Origin of the sequence: Bradyrhizobium sp. RDM12, from assembly GCF_051917485.1 — a bacterium.
Taxonomy (GTDB): Bacteria; Pseudomonadota; Alphaproteobacteria; order Rhizobiales; family Xanthobacteraceae; genus Bradyrhizobium.
On record NZ_CM133064.1, the window covers coordinates 497,020 to 515,270 of the forward strand.

General features: G+C 64.5%; 13 protein-coding genes, 2 pseudogenes and 1 CRISPR repeat array. Of the genes and pseudogenes, 10 read left to right on the plus strand and 5 right to left on the minus strand.

What is annotated here, in order from left to right:
- Positions 1 to 18: 18 nt before the first annotated feature.
- The 3 genes and pseudogenes from tnpC (at position 19) to ACTGJ9_RS02435 (ending at position 3,258) form a co-directional block, all read left to right on the plus strand.
- Positions 19 to 1,609, plus strand: a pseudogene (tnpC, locus tag ACTGJ9_RS02425) (IS66 family transposase).
- Between the two features lie 70 nt (positions 1,610 to 1,679).
- Positions 1,680 to 2,044: a CRISPR direct-repeat array (repeat unit 36 nt; unit sequence AGTTTAGCGGACTGGTGATTGAGGGCCAACCGCAAC).
- Between the two features lie 48 nt (positions 2,045 to 2,092).
- Positions 2,093 to 2,548, plus strand: a complete 456-nt coding sequence (locus ACTGJ9_RS02430; protein ID WP_456675767.1) for an Rrf2 family transcriptional regulator — start codon at positions 2,093 to 2,095, stop codon at positions 2,546 to 2,548.
- The gene (locus tag ACTGJ9_RS02435; RefSeq protein ID WP_456675768.1) at positions 2,548 to 3,258 is read left to right on the plus strand and encodes a class I SAM-dependent methyltransferase; all 711 of its coding nucleotides are present in this window, start codon (positions 2,548 to 2,550) and stop codon (positions 3,256 to 3,258) included. Before ACTGJ9_RS02430 ends, ACTGJ9_RS02435 begins: the two co-directional genes overlap by 1 nt.
- 55 nt (positions 3,259 to 3,313) lie before the next feature.
- On the opposite strand, the gene ACTGJ9_RS02440 is transcribed toward ACTGJ9_RS02435, so the two are convergent.
- Together ACTGJ9_RS02440 and ACTGJ9_RS02445 are read right to left on the minus strand one after the other, a co-directional pair.
- Positions 3,314 to 4,342, minus strand: coding sequence for an alpha/beta hydrolase (locus tag ACTGJ9_RS02440; RefSeq protein WP_456675769.1), 1,029 nt, complete (start codon positions 4,340 to 4,342; stop codon positions 3,314 to 3,316).
- A 339-nt stretch (positions 4,343 to 4,681) separates the two neighbouring features.
- Positions 4,682 to 5,011, minus strand: coding sequence for a hypothetical protein (locus ACTGJ9_RS02445; protein WP_456675770.1), 330 nt, complete (start codon positions 5,009 to 5,011; stop codon positions 4,682 to 4,684).
- Positions 5,012 to 5,263: 252 nt separating this feature from the next.
- Between ACTGJ9_RS02445 and ACTGJ9_RS02450 the strand changes: the two genes are divergently transcribed.
- Positions 5,264 to 6,304, plus strand: coding sequence for an AraC family transcriptional regulator ligand-binding domain-containing protein (locus ACTGJ9_RS02450; protein ID WP_456675771.1), 1,041 nt, complete (start codon positions 5,264 to 5,266; stop codon positions 6,302 to 6,304).
- Positions 6,305 to 6,390: 86 nt separating this feature from the next.
- Positions 6,391 to 7,413 carry an LLM class flavin-dependent oxidoreductase gene (locus tag ACTGJ9_RS02455; RefSeq protein ID WP_456675772.1) on the plus strand — a complete coding sequence of 341 codons (1,023 nt, stop codon included), beginning with the start codon at positions 6,391 to 6,393 and terminating at the stop codon, positions 7,411 to 7,413.
- Between the two features lie 66 nt (positions 7,414 to 7,479).
- On the opposite strand, the gene ACTGJ9_RS02460 is transcribed toward ACTGJ9_RS02455, so the two are convergent.
- From ACTGJ9_RS02460 to ACTGJ9_RS02470, 3 genes and pseudogenes are all read right to left on the minus strand, one after another.
- Positions 7,480 to 7,941: a hypothetical protein gene (locus ACTGJ9_RS02460; protein ID WP_456675773.1), complete on the minus strand. Its 462-nt coding sequence runs from the start codon at positions 7,939 to 7,941 to the stop codon at positions 7,480 to 7,482.
- Position 7,942: 1 nt separating this feature from the next.
- Positions 7,943 to 8,169 (minus strand): annotated as a pseudogene (locus ACTGJ9_RS02465) (hypothetical protein).
- A gap of 287 nt (positions 8,170 to 8,456) precedes the next feature.
- Positions 8,457 to 9,053, minus strand: a complete 597-nt coding sequence (locus ACTGJ9_RS02470; RefSeq protein WP_456675774.1) for a TetR/AcrR family transcriptional regulator — start codon at positions 9,051 to 9,053, stop codon at positions 8,457 to 8,459.
- A gap of 101 nt (positions 9,054 to 9,154) precedes the next feature.
- Here ACTGJ9_RS02470 and ACTGJ9_RS02475 point away from each other — a divergent pair, with 101 nt between their 5' ends.
- The 5 genes from ACTGJ9_RS02475 (at position 9,155) to ACTGJ9_RS02495 (ending at position 18,246) form a co-directional block, all read left to right on the plus strand.
- A complete protein-coding gene (locus tag ACTGJ9_RS02475) occupies positions 9,155 to 10,450 on the plus strand; it encodes an MFS transporter (protein ID WP_456675775.1) in 1,296 nt (431 codons plus the stop codon).
- Positions 10,451 to 10,654: 204 nt separating this feature from the next.
- On the plus strand, positions 10,655 to 11,752 hold the full coding sequence (locus ACTGJ9_RS02480; protein ID WP_456675776.1) for a glycoside hydrolase family 3 N-terminal domain-containing protein: 1,098 nt from the start codon (positions 10,655 to 10,657) through the stop codon (positions 11,750 to 11,752).
- 214 nt (positions 11,753 to 11,966) lie between these two features.
- Positions 11,967 to 13,193: an efflux RND transporter periplasmic adaptor subunit gene (locus ACTGJ9_RS02485; protein WP_456675777.1), complete on the plus strand. Its 1,227-nt coding sequence runs from the start codon at positions 11,967 to 11,969 to the stop codon at positions 13,191 to 13,193.
- Between the two features lie 8 nt (positions 13,194 to 13,201).
- Positions 13,202 to 16,381, plus strand: a complete 3,180-nt coding sequence (locus ACTGJ9_RS02490; protein ID WP_456675778.1) for an efflux RND transporter permease subunit — start codon at positions 13,202 to 13,204, stop codon at positions 16,379 to 16,381.
- Complete coding sequence (locus tag ACTGJ9_RS02495; protein ID WP_456675779.1) at positions 16,324 to 18,246, plus strand: efflux RND transporter permease subunit; 1,923 nt, start codon at positions 16,324 to 16,326, stop codon at positions 18,244 to 18,246. Before ACTGJ9_RS02490 ends, ACTGJ9_RS02495 begins: the two co-directional genes overlap by 58 nt.
- The last annotated feature ends 5 nt before the right edge of the window (positions 18,247 to 18,251 follow it).

Consider the following 18,251-nt stretch of genomic DNA (forward strand, 5'->3'; position numbering starts at 1 on the left):
ACGTGCTCGAAATAGCGCATGAGCATTGCGGCGCTGCGCAACGAAAACGAACGCCTGAAGGCGCTTTTGGCGCAAACGCAGGCAGCCTTGAGCGAGCATCAGGGGGCATTGGCGGCATCGGAGGAAGCGCGACGTCGGCTGGAGGTCATTCTCGGGGAATTGAGACGCGAGAAGTTCGGCGCGAAGTCCGAGAAGCTACGGCCAGATCAGTATCACTTGCCGCTGGAAGACGTGGAGATCGCGCAAGGCATCCTGGACGCGGCTCAGGAGAGAGCCGAGGCTGTGATCCAGGGCCGATCGCGGAGCGCGCCGGATCAAGGTTCTCATCGCAATCGCGGCTGCTTGCCTGCCCATTTGCCTCGGGTGGAACGGATCATCGAGCCTGCGAGCACGCTCTGTCCGTGCGGTTGCGGCGCCATGACAAAGATCGGCGAGGACGTCAGCAAACGCCTCGACGTGATCCCGGCGCAATGGCGCGTGCTGGTCACGCGCCGCCCGAAATACATCTGTCGCCGCTGCTCGGGCCCTGTCGTGCAGGCCCACGCGCCGGAGCACGTCGTGCCTGGTGGGCTGCCGACCGAAGCGGCCATTGCGCACGTGATCGTCTCCAAGTTCGGCGACCATACGCCGTTTTACCGTCAGGCCGAGATCTATGCTCGGCAGGGGATCCGGCTTGATCGGGCGACACTGGGCAACTGGTCCGGCCGCGCCTGCTTCCATCTCCAACCCGTAGCGGACCACATGCGTCGCCATCTGGAGAGGGCAGATCGTCTGTTCATGGACGAAACCACGGCACCGGTGCTCGATCCCGGGCGTGGCCAAACGAAGAAAGGCTACTTCTGGGCGATCGTCTCCGACGACCGCGGCCACAGCGGCCCAAGTCCTCCGATCGTGCTGTTCCGATATGCCCCCGGTCGCAGCGGCGCCTTCGCGGAGCAGTTCCTGCATGGCTTTAACGGACGCTTCCCTGCAATGCGATGCCTATGACGGTTATGACCGGCTGACCGAAGTCGCTCGACCGCAGGGGCCGTGGACGCTTGTGCATTGCTGGAGCCATTTGCGGCGGCGCTTCGTCAAATTGGCCCGCAACAGCAAATCGCCGATCGCCGAGGCTGCGGTTCGGCACATCGCACAGCTTTACGCCATCGAAGCCATGGTACGCGGTTCATCGCCGGACATCCGGCTGGCCGCGCGCAAGGAGCACTCGCTGCCAATCGTCGCCGCGCTAAAGCCATGGTTCGAAAAACAGCTGTCGATGATCTCCAGTGGTTCGACGCTCGCCGAGGACATCCGCTACGCGCTCAATCACTGGCAAGGGCTGACCCGCTTCCTCGAAGACGGGCGCCTCGAGCTTGACACGAACCCGGTCGAGAACGCCATCCGGCCAGTCTGCCTGACTAGAAAAAATGCGCTCTTCGCCGGTCATGAGGTCGGAGCCGAAAACTGGGCCTTGCTCGCGTCGATCGTCGCCACCTGCAAGCTCAACGACATCAACCCGGCCGCCTACATCGCCGAAACACTCGAGACGATCATCGACGGCCATCCCCATAGCCGCATCGAAGACCTTATGCCGTGGCGATTCCGCAAAACGTCAAGCCAGCCTCAATAGGGTTGCGGCTAAGCGCTTACGATTGAGGGCCAACCGCAACGCTCTCAGCACTCATGCCTTCATTCCTTACAGTTTAGCGGACTGGTGATTGAGGGCCAACCGCAACAACATCGCAATCGGTGACGATCGGGACGGTAGTTTAGCGGACTGGTGATTGAGGGCCAACCGCAACGGTGGTGCGGGTCGCTCCCGCTGGTGTCGGAGTTTAGCGGACTGGTGATTGAGGGCCAACCGCAACGACGCGCGCGGCTACCTGGTAAGTCCCGTGAGTTTAGCGGACTGGTGATTGAGGGCCAACCGCAACACCGCGATCGCGAAGGCGACCGAAGCTGCGAGTTTAGCGGACTGGTGATTGAGGGCCAACCGCAACTACTGATCCGTGCGGGACAGCACTTCTTCAGTTTAGCGGACTGGTGATTGAGGGCCAGTTGCAACAACTACTCGCAATTGACTTCGGCCGCATCATGTAACATACATCGTTACATGAAACGCGACAGCCGCCTCTCCGGCGTACTCCACGTCCTGCTGCACATGGCGCAGCAACCTGGCCCCCTCACGTCCGAGACTCTGGCGAAGGCCATGGAGACCAATCCGGTGGTGATCCGCCGCATCATGGCGGGGCTGCGGGACCTCGGTTATGTCCGCTCCGAGAAGGGGCACGGCGGCGGCTGGACACTTGCTTGCGATCTTTCGAAGGTGACGCTGCGCGATGTCTACACCGCACTCGGCAGTCCCACGCTTCTGGCCATGGGCAACCGGACGGAGGCGCCGGGCTGTCTCGTCGAACAAGCCGTCAATACGGCCCTCGACCAGGCATTTGACGATGCGGAGGCGCTGCTGTTGTCGCGCTTCGGCGAGGTGACGCTGGCGATGCTGAGCGACGATCTGCGCAAGCGGCTCGGGTCGCGAAAGCATCAGGGCATGAGCGCGCACGCGTGATGAACTCCAGTAGGCAGAACAACATCGTGACCGACTTTCAAAACGCGTTCTCCGACCCGCAAATGGTGGCGAAATACACGGAGGGACCGCCGCGGTTCGTTCCCGGCTACAATTCCATGCTGTCCATGGCGGCGATCCTTCTCGCCGAGCATGCGCGTAAAGATGCGCGAATACTTGCCCTCGGCGCCGGCGGCGGCCTGGAGTTGAAGGCTTTTGCGCAGGCGCAGCCGCGATGGACCTTCGATGGCGTAGACCCGTCGGCGGCCATGCTCGACCTCGCGAAGCAAACATTGGGACCGCTCGCCTCGCGTGCGCGCCTGCACCAGGGCTATATCGACGATGCACCGGACGGGCCATTCGACGGCGCCACGTGCCTGTTGACCCTGCATTTCGTCGATGTCGAGGAACGGCGTCGCATCGCCTCGGAAATCCACCGTCGGCTCAAGCCGGGCGCACCGTTTGTGACGGCCCATTTCAGCATCCCTGGTGGCGACGATGAGCGGCCGCTTTGGCTCTCGCGCTATTCCGCATTCCTGGCCGCATCCGGCGTCGAGCCCGACAAGGCGGCGGCCGCCCGGACTGCGGTCGACGGGCAATTGAGCATTCTGGCGCCCGAACAGGATGAAGTCATTTTGCGTCAGGCCGGTTTCTCGGACGCAACCCTGTTCTACACCGGCTTCACGTTCCGCGGTTGGGTCGCATACGCGTGAGACGTCTCGTCGACACGCCACCATGAGGCGAGCCAGGCAAGGCCTGCCTCTCGCTCTACTCCGCAAGCCGCGCAAGCGGGCTCGGGTCCGCCTTCTGTTCACCCAGCGCCTGGCCCTGTGCCATGCGCTGGCGGATCATTGCGACAACCGGCCCTACCTGCTCGAAGGCCCGATCACGGGCGTCATCGCCGGCGACGGCGAGTTTCGTCAGGTCGTAGACGTCGATTCGATCGCGCGCGAGTTCGCTTCGGTAGGGCTCCCGGGTCGGGTCGATATCGCCCAGCCGGGCGACGTCTCCCCAAATCGTCTTCGACAGCGAGAGCGCGCCGTCGTCGCGCGAGACGAACAGGGAGATTGGGGGACGCGCGCCGCCCATCCGGTACAATTGCGATCGGAAGACATCGACGTCCACGTCGGGAGCCACCAGCATCACATTTTTCAGCTTGCTGCGCCTCGACGCAACAGCCGGGCCACGGATCGCACGCGTACGCAACGCTTCCAGTGCGATCCAATTGCCCATGGAATGAGCCAGCAGATAGACTTCGGAGACGCCGGGGGAGCTATCAAGCGTGCTCAACAGATTGTCGAGCGCGTCCCGCGAAAAATTCGCGCTTTCCCGGTCGTAAGTATAAGCGCGCAGCCTCAGCTCACCGCGCGACGGCCAGGTGAAAAGCACGGGAATGACCGGCACCTTGGAATCGTGCACGATCTGCGCGAAACGATAGACGGCATCATCGAAGCGGTTGTTGAAGCCGTGGACGAAGACAAGCACCTTGGTGCGACCGGACTGCTTCATCGCCGCGGTGACAGACGCAGCGAAGTGCGTCTTGTCGAGATAATCCGCTGAAACGGTCGTGAAATCCCGCTGGGGGTCGCCGGGAAGGCTCGCAGGCCATTGCACCTCGCCGATCTTCCGCGCGGCATCGGGCGGTATCGAGACCGTCACCTCGGCAAAGGACAGCTCGTCCGAACGCTCACCGCTGAACATCTCGCCCGGATCGACGTCGGATCGCTTGCGATTGGTTGCGACGTAGATAGGGACATTGGTGTTTCCGGGAGCGACCTGCGCTGTCGGAACAAGCACGCCCTGCGACGGACGTCCCGCACAGCCGCCAAGGACTGCTGCAATCGACAAGGCCAACAAGGCTGATGGAGCACTGATGCGACTTGTCCGGACCACCGACAACACTCACAACTGGACGTAATAGCGCGACAATTCACCACGGGGCAGCGGAAGTGGCGCTGGATATCGACCAGTCTACACCGGTTGAGCGGGCCTGGATGTCGCGGCGCGGCAACACCCAAAAGGCAACAGCTGTGGAAACCTGCCTCGCAGGTAAGAGTCGAATGGAATGGTTAAGAGCGGGGATGGAGATGCCGGCATCTCACGTGGCACAAACCGCACATGCAGCCAGCTTCTGTTTCAGTCGACCGCGCAGAGCGCCGGTGCTTCAGTCAAGCGGCTCGCCCGCGAAGTGAAGTCCTCGAACGCGGCCACTGCATCGCTCATGTTGTGGCAGCCGCGACTGTCGAGCGACGAATCAACGCGAAGGTCGAACAGTTCCAACCAGAACAACGGGCTTTCGGGCAAGCCCCCTCCCAGGACTTCGAACATGGTGATCTCACAATCGCCGACCCGTTCGAGCGCAACCGTCCGGAAGCCATGGGCGACATGAGGAATTCCGAGCAACTTTCCATAACCTCGCAATATCTTCACGTTCATGGGCGGCGCAGCGTCGTCACTGCTGGACATCAAGACCTTCGGAGCTTTTGGGGAAGAGGGGCTGCCCCGAGAACCGAAGATCAGCCTGAGGACAGGCGGCCGATTTAAATCATGCACCTCCCGGTTTCTTGTTATCATGAGCCAATAACTTGATTTTTCATGCCGCGATCGGCGAGCCCGGGGAGCGAGGCCGTAGCGGCAACGAGCAAAGGGTTCGGTGTGCCGGCTGCGCGTTCGCCCCATTTGCAAGCCATGCCCAGTGCAACCGGCGGGATCGCCCGTTTGGTATGGGCGCGCCTGCAGGAAGCCGGCATCAAGGCCGATGGCTTGTTGTCGAAGGCCGGATTGACCGTCAAGCAGATCGAAGACCGCAAAGCGCGCCTGAGTGTCCAAAGTCAGATCAGATTTCTGGAGCTTGGTGCCGAGGCGCTGCAGGACGATAGCCTCGGCTTCCACCTGGCCCAGAACTTCGACCTCCGCGAGATTGGCCTGCTCTATTACGTGGCGGCCTCCTCCGGGACAATCGCCGAAGCCTTCTCGAAGGCCGAGCGCTATTGCCGTCTCGCCAATGAGGGGATTTCGCTCCGGTTCGTCCCGAAGGACATGACGATCACGCTGAGATATGTCGGCGTGCAACGGCGATCGGATCGGCATCAGATTGAATTCTGGCTGACCTCGATCATTCGCATGAACCGCGCGCTGACCAATCGCCGTCTGGTCCCAAGCCGGCTTAAGGCGGTGCATCGCCGTCGAACGACGCCCGCAGAGGTCAGGTCGTTCCTGGGTTGCGAGATCGAGTTCGGGTCCGATGTCGACGAGATCGCTTTCTCGCAATCGGTGGGGCCGATGCCGATCGAAAGCGCCGATCACCATTTGAACGATCTGCTGGTCACCTATTGCGAGGAGGCGCTGGCGCACCGGAAGTCTGGCGCGGTCTTGCTCAGGTCGAGCGTCGAGAATGCAATCGTTCCACTGCTTCCCCATCGCGAGGCACGGGCCGAGGAGATTGCACGCCGACTCGGCATGAGTCACCGCACGCTGGCGCGGCGTCTCGCCTCAGAAGGATTGACCTTCACCGACATCCTCGACGAACTGAAGACCGACCTGGCCAAGAGCTATATGAAGAAGGATGAACTGTCGATTTCGCAGACCGCGTGGCTGCTCGGCTATGGCGAAGTCAGCGCGTTCACCCACGCCTTCAGGCGCTGGACCGGACTGACGCCACGACAATGGCGTGCCGCGGACCATCCCGAACCCGCCGACGACGTCAAGACCAGGTCACCTCGACCAAAGCTCGCACGGACAAACTCCTCCAAGCTTTAGCCTCCCGGCCAGCGTCCCAACTCGTGAGCAAATTTCCCTCAACGCGGCCCATCGCAAACGGGCCGGATCGTCCCTAGATTGCCTCCATGAAAAAACTCGGATTCCTCTCCTTCGGGCATTGGACGCCCTCGCCGCAATCGCAGACCCGCTCGGCTGGCGACACGCTGCTGCAATCGATCGAGCTCGCCGTCGCGGCCGAGCAACTCGGGCTGGACGGCGCCTATTTCCGCGTCCATCATTTCGCGCGGCAGCTCGCTTCGCCCTTTCCGCTGCTCGCGGCCGTCGGCGCCAGGACCAGCAGGATCGAGATCGGCACGGCCGTGATCGACATGCGCTACGAGAACCCGCTCTACATGGCGGAGGATGCCGGCAGCGCCGATCTCATCGCCGGCGGACGGCTTCAGCTCGGCATCAGCCGCGGCTCGCCCGAGCAGGTGATCGACGGCTGGCGCTATTTCGGTTACCAGCCGGCCGAGGGTGAGAGCGACGCCGACATGGGCCGGCGCCATGCGGAGGTCTTTCTCGACATCCTGCGCGGCGAGGGTTTTGCAAAACCCAATCCGCAGCCGATGTTTCCGAATCCGCCGGGGCTGTTGCGCCTCGAGCCGCACTCCGAAGGTTTGCGCGAACGGATCTGGTGGGGCGCCGGCTCGAACGCGACCGCCGTCTGGGCCGCGAAGCTCGGCATGAATTTGCAGAGCTCGACGCTGAAGAACGACGAGACCGGCGAGGCGTTTCACGTGCAGCAGGCCGCGCAAATCCGCGCCTATCGCGCGGCGTGGAAGGAAGCCGGCCACAGCCGCGAGGCCCGCGTCTCCGTCAGCCGCAGCATTTTTGCGCTGATGGACGATCGCGACCGGGCCTATTTCGGCGGGGAGCGCGGCGGCGAGGACCAGATCGGCTTCATCGATCCCCGCACACGCGCGATCTTTGGTCGCTCCTATGCCGCCGAGCCGGACGCGCTGATCGAGCAGCTCAAGCAAGACGAGGCGATCGCCGAAGCCGACACGCTGCTGCTGACGATTCCGAACCAGCTCGGTGTCGACTATTGCGCGCATGCGATCGAGGCGATCTTGAAGCATGTGGCTCCGGCGCTGGGGTGGCGGTAATCCACCGCATTGATCAGGATCAGGGCATCACGATCGCGTAAGGTTCGACAGGTTTCGTGATCCGGTTCAGCCGCCGCGCAGGCTGTGGCTGATGCGCGTCACGACCTCGTCCCATTGCCGCTTCTCCGCCGCGGGATAGTGGATCAGCACGCAATTGATGTAGCGACGCGAGAAGTTGCAGCGGTCATACCAGATCTTGTCACGTTTGATGCTGGACACCACGAAGAAGTCGGGCGTGATCCGCCTGTAGACGATCGTCGACGGCGGCTGCTTCGCAGCCAGGAACGCGGCGGGCGAAATGCCCTGTTCGCGGCGAACGGCTTGCACGGTGAGATCCGCGCTGCCGTCTGACGTACGAAATTGCTGACCATATCCGTCAGGCTTTCCCGACGGTTCAGTGAAGACCGAGGTGGGAATGTCGACCGATGTTCCGGATTCGGGAATGCGATAGGTCGTCCAGTTGGCAGCCTGGGCAGGAACCGGCGAGGCGGCAGAGAGGGCAACGACAACGGCGGCTATGGTCTTCATGTCAGTCTCGCCAGTTGCGCGGCGCCAGTTGCAGCTCCAGCAAGGCAATCCTCTGCAAATTCGCCACATCACGCTCTCCGGCGCCAGCAGTACGCAGGATGGTCTCGGCAAGCGCGGTGACGTGCGAGGAATGCACCGGCTCCGGCAGGGTCGCGACCGCGGCTTCCAGGGCGGTGGTCATGAACTCGATCACCTCGGGGAAAATTCCGCGTTGGAAAAGTTCTTCATCTCACGAACCGGCCGCTTGTGCGAGCCGCCGGTGCAACGCCGGGCAAAAGTGGAAAGTTCCTGCGCGGCCTGCCGTGTCAGGCAAATGCATACCCACGGGCTATCGCAATATGACCGTTGGAGATTGCCGGAAGAGCTGGGCCTGCATGGTTCGAGACGCCCGCTTTGGCGGGCTCCTCACCATGAGGATCTAATTTCTCGCCGCAAAACCTGACCTCATCCTGAGGCCCGCCGGAGGCGGGTGTCTCGAAGGATGGCGTGTTTTCCAATGCGATAGCCTGGCTCCCTCACCCCGCCTTCACACTCGCATCGATCAGCAGCTTCGCCGCTGGGAGCGCCGACTGCGCGGGGCCGTCTTCCGATTGCTGGCCGGTGACGTAGATGCCTTCGATCAACAGCAGCAGGGCGTCGCCGAGCACGGCGGGGTTGCGGGCACCCATGGCGGCTGCCAGTTCGCGCAGTCGCTTGCGGAAGACCTTTTTGTGCGCTTCGGCGACCTGGCGTGCGGGATTGTCGCGCGAGGGATATTCCACCGCGGCGTTGCTCAGCCCACAGCCGCGATAACCCTTGGCGACGGCGCGCGAGGAGAGCTGGCTGACATAGGCAAGCACGTGATCGCGCGCATTGCCGTAGGTCTTGCCGCCGGGGCGCTCGAAATTTTCCCAGAAGTTCAGATCATAGTCGCGCAAATAGGCGGCAGCGAGGTCGTCCTTGGAGGCAAAGCTGCGATAGAGGCTCGGCTTGGTCACGCCGGCCCGGTCGACCACCTCGTCGACGCCGACAGCGCGGATGCCCTCGCGGTAGAACAGCTCGCTGGCGGAGGCGCGAATCCGGTCGGCGGCCCGGAGCGGCGCGTCTGCGGATTTTTCGGCTTTCTTCGGCATCTGGTTTCGTCCGACCTTCGGCATGAGCTTGGGTTTGGGCTTGACAATGTTACTGACCGGTACGTATTGGTACCGCATCGCAATACGTACCGGTAAGTAACATGCCCCCAGCTTCGGTTCAATCCTCCCCTGTGTCCCGGCGGCCGTTCGGCCCGAATTACGTCTTCGTGGTCGTTGCCGTGATCTTCCTGGCGCTGCTGTTCTCCGCCGGCCTGCGCGCGACGCCCGGCGTGCTGATGCTTCCGCTGCAGAAGGCCTTTGGCTGGGACGTCAGCGTGGTCTCGTCGTCGGCCGCGGTCGGCATCTTCCTCTACGGCCTCGCGGGTCCGTTCGCCGCCGCCGTGATGCAGCGCTTCGGCATCCGCCGCACGGTCCTCGGGGCGCTGGCGCTGATGTCGGCATCGACCGCCGCGAGCTATTTCATGACCGCGTCGTGGCAATTGTTCCTGACCTGGGGACTGCTGTCCGGCATCGGCTCCGGCGCGGTCGCCAACGTGCTCGGCGCCACCATCGTCAATCGCTGGTTCACCACCAATCGCGGCCTGGTCATGGGGCTTTTGACCGCGAGCACCGCCACCGGCACGCTCATCTTCATGCCCGGTCTCGCAGCGCTGGTCGAATGGGGCGGCTGGAAGCCGGTGGTGCTGACGGTCGCCGCATGCAGCGCGGCGCTGATTCCGCTGGTCTACGTGCTGGTGCCGGAGCGGCCGGCCGCGATCGGCTTGCGCTCCTATGGCAGCCCGCATGAGGATCAGCCAGCGCAGCCAGCGCAGGGCAATCCGTTCGTCGCCGCGATCAGCAACCTCGTGCGCGCCGCCAAGGCGCCGACCTTCTGGTTCCTGTTCGCGACGTTCTTCATCTGCGGCTTCACCACCAACGGCCTCGTCGGCACCCACCTGATCGCGTTCTGCGGCGACCACGGCATCTTCGAGGTGCAGGCCGCGAGCCTGCTGGCGCTGATGGGATTCTTCGACCTGTTCGGCACCACCTTGTCTGGCTGGCTCACCGACCGCTTCGATCCGCGTAAGCTGCTGTTCTTCTATTACGGCCTGCGCGGGCTGTCGCTGATCTACCTGCCCTACTCGGACTTCTCCTTCGTCAGCCTGTCGGTGTTCGCGGTGTTCTACGGCCTCGACTGGATCGCGACCGTGCCGCCGACCGTGCGCATCGCCAACGAAGCCTTCGGCGACAAGAACGCGCCGCTGATCTTCGGCTGGGTGGTCGCCGGCCATCAGCTCGGGGCGGCCTGCGCCGCCTTCTTCGCCGGCTTCATGCGGTCTTCGCAGGGCGACTATTTGCAAGCCTTCATGATCGCGGGCGCGACCGGCATCATAGCGGCCGTGCTGTCGCTGATGATCGGCCGGCAGCCGGCCCAGCCGGCGCTGGCCGTGGCGTGAGAATATCGCGCCGGCAAGGCGATCAACGCCGACCTTGCCGGCGCAGCTGCCCGTGACGTTTGATTTGAAGATTGATTCCGTTGAGGAAATTTGAAATATTGAGATGACGAAGCGGGCGGTTCGAAAGCTCGCGCAGGGGCTGACTGTTCGCGTTGCGTCCAGCTCCATCTCAATCAACCCAACGATTGGCGGCGGCCCCGGCGGATGAGCGATTCCCTCCTTGCAACGGTCGGTGACCATTTCTTCATCGGCCTGCGGCCGACCAGCGTGCTCGATGACCGCGACCGCGCGCTGCTGCGGGATCTCCGGCCCGCCGGCGTCATCCTCTACAAGAGCAATTTCCGCCACGATCTGCCCTATCGGGAGTGGCTGTCGATCCACCGGGACCTGATCGCCGCCATCCGCGACGCCTCGCAGCGCGACAAGCAGTTCATCGCCATCGATCACGAAGGCGGACGCGTCTGCCGCACGCCGGCGCCGATCACGCGCTTTTCGTATGCGGCGCGCTGGGCCGGCACCGCGGAGCAGGTCGGCGACGCCATGGGCGTCGAGCTCGCATCGCTCGGCTGCAATCTGAATTTTGCGCCGGTGCTCGACATTCACAGCAACCCCGCCAATCCCGTGATCGGCGAGCGCGCCCTCGGCCGCTCGGCCGACGAGGTCATCAAGTCGATGCTGCCGTTCACGAAGGCGATGGAACGCCGCGGCGTCCGCGCCTGCGGCAAGCATTTTCCGGGACACGGCGACACGCAGGTCGATTCGCATCATGAATTGCCGGTGCTCGATCTCGACCTCGACCAGATCAAGGCGCGCGAGCTGCTGCCGTTTGCCGCCGCGATCGCCGATGGCATCGGGATGATCATGACGTCGCACATCCTGTACCGGAAGCTCGACCCCAACGATCCCGTGACGCTGTCGCGCGCGATCACGCACGGGCTGCTCCGCGAGGCGATGAATTTCCGCGGCGTGATCGTGTCCGACGACGTCGGCATGCGCGCAATGGCGGGCCGGCTGGACGCGCCGGATTCCGGCGCGCGCTTCATGGCGGCCGGCAACGACATGCTGATGATCTGCTCGCATCTGACCGACACCGAACGCGCCCGCGGCCTTGCCCGGTCGATCATCGACGGCGTCGACCAGGGCAAGCTCGATCCCGGCCTGCTGGCGGCATCAAGCCAGCGCGTCCGCGCGATGCTGGATGGCACCGCGCAAAACGCGGTGTCGGAGCTATCAGGCGAGGTGCTGGCCCGCCATCGCGGCGCCGGCACCCAGTTCGACGCGGCGACCGTCGAGGTCGTGTAAGGCGCCCCCGGGAGCCGGCCCGGCAAATCCATCAGCAAGACAGACGTTCATCAACGCGGGCGCCGTTGATCTCGATCCGCTACACGTGCTAATGTTACGCATGGTAGCACATTGACCTTGGCGGAGATCAACGTCAGGTTGCTTCGCGCTAACACGTTCCGTCCCGGGACAATGGGCCGGGCGCCGGCGGGCGGCTGGGGTGATGGGTTTGAACGTGAGACGGACAGCAAAACTCCTCATCGCCGCGCTGGTCGTGTTGCCGGCGGGCTATGCCGGCTATTATCTCAGGCATGACATCAAGCTTCCGTTCGCGCTTCCCTTCGTGCCGGCGGCGGAGGCGGAGCAAGGTGCGGCCGCTGCGCCTGCGGCACGGCCGCCGGTTGCCGTCAAGGTCGCCGCCGCGAAGGCAGAGGACGTCCCGATCTATCTGACCGGCATCGGCACGATCCAGGCCTACAACACCGTCAACGTGCAGAGCCGGGTCGACGGCGAGATCGTCCAGATCCTGTTCCAGGAAGGGCAGGACGTCAAACAAGGCGACATCCTCGCAGTGATCGATCCGCGCCCGTTCCAGGCGCAGCTCGATCAACAGGTCGCGGTGAGGCAGAAGGATCAGGCGCTGCTCGATGGCGCCCAGATCGAGATGGAGCGCTATGACGGGCTGATCCAGAAAGCCGCCGCGATCTCCCGGCAGGTGGTGGACCAGCAGCATGCGCTGGTCGAGCAGTACAAGGCGCAGGTTCGGAACGACGACGCCCAAATCGAATATGCGCGCACGCAGCTCGGCTTCACCAATGTCCGCGCGCCGCTCAGCGGACGGCTCGGCATCCGCCAGGTCGACCAGGGCAATTACGTGCGCGCGGTGTCGCCCACGACCATCGTCACCGTCACGCAATTGCAGCCGATCTCGGTGATCTTCACCCTGGCCGCGGTCGCCGTCGGCCAGACCCGTCTCAACCTCGGCCAGGCCGATGCGCCGGTGGTCGCGCTCACGGCCGACAATACCACCGAACTGGACAAGGGCACGATCACGCTGGTCGACAACCAGGTCGACCAGGCCAGCGGCACGATCAAGCTGAAGGCGACGTTTCCCAACAAGGCACTGAAACTCTGGCCGGGCAATTTTGCCAACGGACGGATCACCGTGGACACGCGCAAGAACGCGATCACGGCGCCCGGGATCGCCGTGCGGCACGGGCCGCGCGGCGATTTCGTCTGGGTCGCGAAGGCGGACGATACGGCGGCCTTCAGGCCGGTCACGATCGGGCAGATTTTTGACGGACGCGCGATGATCGAGCGCGGCCTCGCCAAGGGCGAGCGCGTCGTCACCGACGGCTATTACCGGCTCGAGAACGGCTCCCGCATCACGATCGAGGGCCAGACGCCGACCGCCAAGGCGCAGCCGGCCACTCAGCCGCGCTCCGAGCCGCGCGTTGACTGAGGTCCGCCATGTCCGCGCCGTTCATCCTCCGGCCGATCGCAACGACGCTGATGATCGTCGCGGTCGTGCTGTTGGGCATGCTCGGCTACCGTGAGCTGCCGATCGCGCCGCTGCCGAATGTCGACTTCCCCACCATCCAGGTGGTGACGCGCTATCCCGGCGCCTCGGCCACCGTCGTCGCAACCTCGATCACCGCGCCGCTGGAGCATTATTTCGGCACGATCTCGGGGCTGACGGACATGAGCTCGACCAGCTCCTATGGCTACAGCCAGATCACGCTGCAGTTCGATCTGTCGCGCAAGATCGACGCGGCCGCGCAGGACGTGCAGGCGCGGATCAATGCGGCAGCGGGCTGGATTCCGGTCGAGCAGCTGCCGAGCCCGCCGACCTATCGCATGGTCAATCCGGCCGACACGCCGGTGCTGATCCTGGCGCTGACCTCCAGGACGATGCCGCTGCACGAGGCCAATGATCACGCCGCGACCATTCTGGTGCCAAAACTGTCGCAGATCCCGGGCGTCGGCGCCGTCAGCATCGAGGGCGGACAGACCCGGGCCGTACGGCTGCAGATGAATCCGGCCCGGCTTGCCGGGCTCGGCATGTCGCTCGACGACGTCCGCCGCGGCATCGCCGCCACCACCGCAGACAATCCGAAAGGGTCGCTCGACGGTCCGAGGCAGGCTTTTCACGTCGACACCAACGACCAGCTCTTCACCGCGGAGGCCTATCAGGATGCGGTGATCGCCTATCGCAACGGCGCGCCGGTGCTGCTGCGCGATGTCGGCAGCGCCATCGACGGTGTCGAGGATTCCGAGCAGGCGGCCTGGTTCCAGGGCGAGCGCGCCGTGCTGCTGGACATCCAGCGCCAGCCCGGCGCGAACACGATCGAGGTGGTGAATGCCATCAAGGGCGTCCTGCCGAAGCTCCAGGATTCGCTCCCCGCGGCGCTGAAGATCTCGGTCGTCAGCGACCGCACCACGACGATCCGGGCCGCGATCCACGACGTGCAGTTCACGCTGGTGCTGACGGTCGCCCTCGTCGTGCTCGTGATCTTCATCTTCCTGCGCAAGCTGTGGGCCACCGTGATCCCGAGCGTCACGCTGCCGGTCTCGCTGGTCGCAACCTTCGGCGCGATGGCGCTGTGCGGCTTCAGCCTCGACAATCTCTCGCTGATGGCACTGACCATCGCCTCGGGCTTCGTGGTCGACGACGCCATCGTGATGATCGAGAACATCGCGCGCTATGTCGAGGACGGCGAGGATCCGCTCGAGGCGGCCCTGAAGGGCGCGCGACAAATCGGCTTCACCATCGTCTCGCTGACGGTTTCGCTGATCGCCGTGTTCATCCCGCTGCTCCTGATGGGCGGCGTGGTCGGCCGGCTGTTCCGGGAATTCGCGATCACGCTGTCCTTTGCGGTCGTCATCTCCGGGCTGGTCTCGCTGACGCTGACCCCGATGATGTGCGCGCAGCTCCTGCAGCGCGAGGACCCCGATGCGCAGCACGGCTGGCTGTTCCGCATCAGCGAGCGCGGCTTCGACGCGTCCGCGAGCTTCTACCTGAGGGGGCTGGACTGGGTGCTGAGACACCGCAAGCTCACTCTGGTGTTCACCTTGCTCACCCTGGTCGCAACCGGGATGCTGTACGTCGCCATCCCCAAGGGCTTTCTGCCCTTGCAGGACACGGGTCTCCTGATCGGCACCAGTGATGCTGCCCAAGATATCTCTTTTGCGGCGATGGCCGAGCGGCAGCAGCAGCTCGCTGCCGTGATCGCGCGCGACGGCGACGTCGTCACCGTCGGCAGCTTCGTCGGCATCGGATCCGTCAACACGACGCTGAACAGCGGCCGGCTCTATATCGATATCGGCAGCCCCGACGCGCGGAAATCATCCGCAGCCACCGTCATGGCGCGGCTGCAGCATGCGGTCGAGGGCGTGCACGGCATCACGCTGCACCTGCAACCGGCGCAGGACCTGCAGATCGAATCGCGCGTCGCGCGCACGCAATACCAGTATGCGCTGCAGGACCTCGACGAGGACGAGCTTCGGCTCTGGAGCCGGCGTCTGGTCGAGGCGCTGCGCAAGCGCCCGGAGCTCGCCGACGTCGCCGACGACCGCCAGGACGAAGGCCTGCAGATGTCCGTCACCATCGACCGCCAGCTCGCGGCGAGCTATGGCGTCAGCCTGAACACGATCGACCAGACGCTGTATGACGCGTTCGGACAGCGCCAGATCGCAACCGTGTTCGGCCCCCTCACCCAGTATCACGTGATCCTCGAGGTCGATCCGGCGCTTCGTAACGATCCCGACGTCCTCGGCAAGATCTACCTGACCGCGGCAGCGGCCCAGGCCAGCACCATCGACCAGCAGACCAGCGGCTTCAGCGGCGCCTTCAGCAAGGCCTCCACGCCGGTGCCGCTGTCGGCCTTCGCACGGATCGAGCGGCAGCACGCGCCGCTGCTGATCTCGCACCAGGGCCTGTTTCCCGCCACCACGATCTCGTTCAACCTGGCCGAGGGCGTTTCGCTGAGTCAGGCGACGGAGGCGCTGCGCCAGACCGAGCGCGAGATCGGACTGCCGGATGCGGTCACGACCAAGCTGATCGGCACCGCCGCCGAGTTCGCCAACTCGCTCGCCGACGAGAAATGGCTGCTGCTCGCCGCGATCGTGACGGTCTATCTGATCCTCGGCATGCTCTATGAGAGCTACATCCACCCGATCACGATCCTGTCGACCTTGCCGTCGGCAGGCATCGGCGCCTTGCTGGCGCTGATGCTGTACCGGCAGGATCTCAATCTGATCTCGCTGATCGGCATCATCCTGCTGATCGGCATCGTCAAGAAGAACGCCATCATGATGGTGGATTTCGCCCTCGCGGCCGAACGCGAGGACGGCGCGTCCTCTTTCGACGCCATCCGGCAGGCCTGCATTCTCCGCTTCCGTCCGATCATGATGACGACGATGGCGGCGCTGTTCGGGGCGCTGCCGCTGGCGATCGGCTCGGGCACCGGCTCCGAGCTGCGCCAGCCGCTCGGCATCGCCATCGTCGGCGGGTTGATCGTCTCGCAGGTTCTCACGCTCTATACCACGCCGGTCGTCTATCTGGCGTTTGCCTCGCTCCGCGCGAGGTTTGGATGGCGATCCGCCGATGGTCCGGCGGCGCTGCCGCAAGCCGAGCAGCCGGCGCCGTGAGCATCACCGCGCAATTCGTGCTGCGGCCGGTGGCGACGACGCTGCTGATGATCGGCGTGTTCCTGCTCGGTTGCGTCGCCTATTTCCGTCTGCCGATCGCCTCCGTGCCGGCGGTGGAGCGGCCCACGATCGGAATCTACGCGCCGTTCCCCGGCGCGAGCCCGGTCACGGTCGCGAACGCGCTATCGCAGCCGATCGAGACCACGCTCGCGCTCATCCCGGGCGTGACGGAAATCACCTCGTTCAGCGCCATGGGCGGCACCAGCATTACGGTGCAGTTCGAGCTCTCCGTCGACATCGATGCCGCGGCCGGGGCGGTCCAGGCTGCCATCAACTCGGCAGGGCCGAACCTGCCGAAGGGACCTTGGCCACCGACCTATTGGAAGGCCAATCCCGCGGGCGCCGCGGTCATGGCGCTCGCCCTGACCAGCGACGTGTTCACGCCCGGCGAGGTCTACAGCCTTGCCGACGGCGTGATCTCACCAAAACTGTCGCAGCTGCCGGGCGTCGCGCAGATCAACGTCACCGGCGCCGAGCGCAGCGCGGTGCGCATCCAGGTGCCGCCGGCGCGCCTCGCCGCGATGAACCTGTCGCTGGAAGCGGCGCGCGTCGCCGTCCTGAATGCATCGCAGAACCTGCCGAAGGGCGCGGTCTCGGTCGACGGCCAACGCCTCACCATCGAGGCCAACGACCAGCTGCTGCAAGCCTCCGAATATCGCGATATCGTGCTCGCCTGGCGCAACGGCGCCCCGGTCCGCCTCGGCGACGTCGCGTGGGTGACCGACAGCGTCATCAACAACCGTCTCGCCGGCTGGTACGGCACCGAGCGCGGCATCGTTCTGTTCGTCTATAAGCAATCCGACGCCAACATCGTCGAGACCGTCGACGCCATCAAGGCCGAGCTGCCGGAAATCCAGCGCTGGCTGCCGCCCGGCATCAAGCTGCATACGATCTACGATCGCACCACGCTGATCCGGGCCGCCGTGAACGACGTCAAGCTTACGCTGGTGATCGCCTCTGCGCTCGTCGTGCTGGTCATCGCGCTGTTCCTCCGGCGCTTCTGGGCCACTGTGATCCCTAGCATCACCATCCCGGTCTCGCTGGCCGCAACCCTGTTCGTGATGAGCCTGTGCGGCTTCAGCCTGGACAATCTGTCGCTGATGGCGCTGACCATCGCCGCCGGCTTCGTCGTGGACGACGCGATCGTCATGATCGAGAACATCATCCGGCGCATGTCCGACGGCGAGCCGGCGCTGCAGGCCGCCATCAACGGCGCCCGCCAGATGGCGTTCACGGTGGTCGCCATCACCGTCGCGCTGATCGCGGCGCTGATCCCGATCCTGTTCATGCCTGACGTCGTCGGACGCTATTTCCGCGAGTTCGGCGTGACGCTGGTGGTCGCCATCGTCTCCTCGGCGGCGATCTCGCTGACGCTGATACCGATGATGTGCGGACATCTGCTGGACCGCGGCCGGCAGAAGCTGCATAATCCCGACGCGGCCCCCGAACACCGCGCCTTCTATGGCCGCAGTCTCGACTGGACGCTGCGCCACCACTTTCTCACCGTCCTGATGATCGCCGCGCTGACGGGAGCCAACGTCTGGCTCTATCTGCAGCTGCCGAAAGGTTTCATGCCGACCCAGGACACCGGCGTGATGTTCGTGCGGACCGTGGCTCCGTCGAACATCTCGTTCCTGTCCATGGAGGACCGGCAGCGCGCGGTCGGCGCAGCTATCCTGCAAGATCCCGCAATCTCAGGTCTGACGTCCTACATCGGCGAGGGCAATGGCAACGCGCTCAGCATCGGGCAGATGCTGGTCGCGCTCAAGCCGCCGAAATCCGCAAGCTGTCGATCCAGCAGGTGATCTCG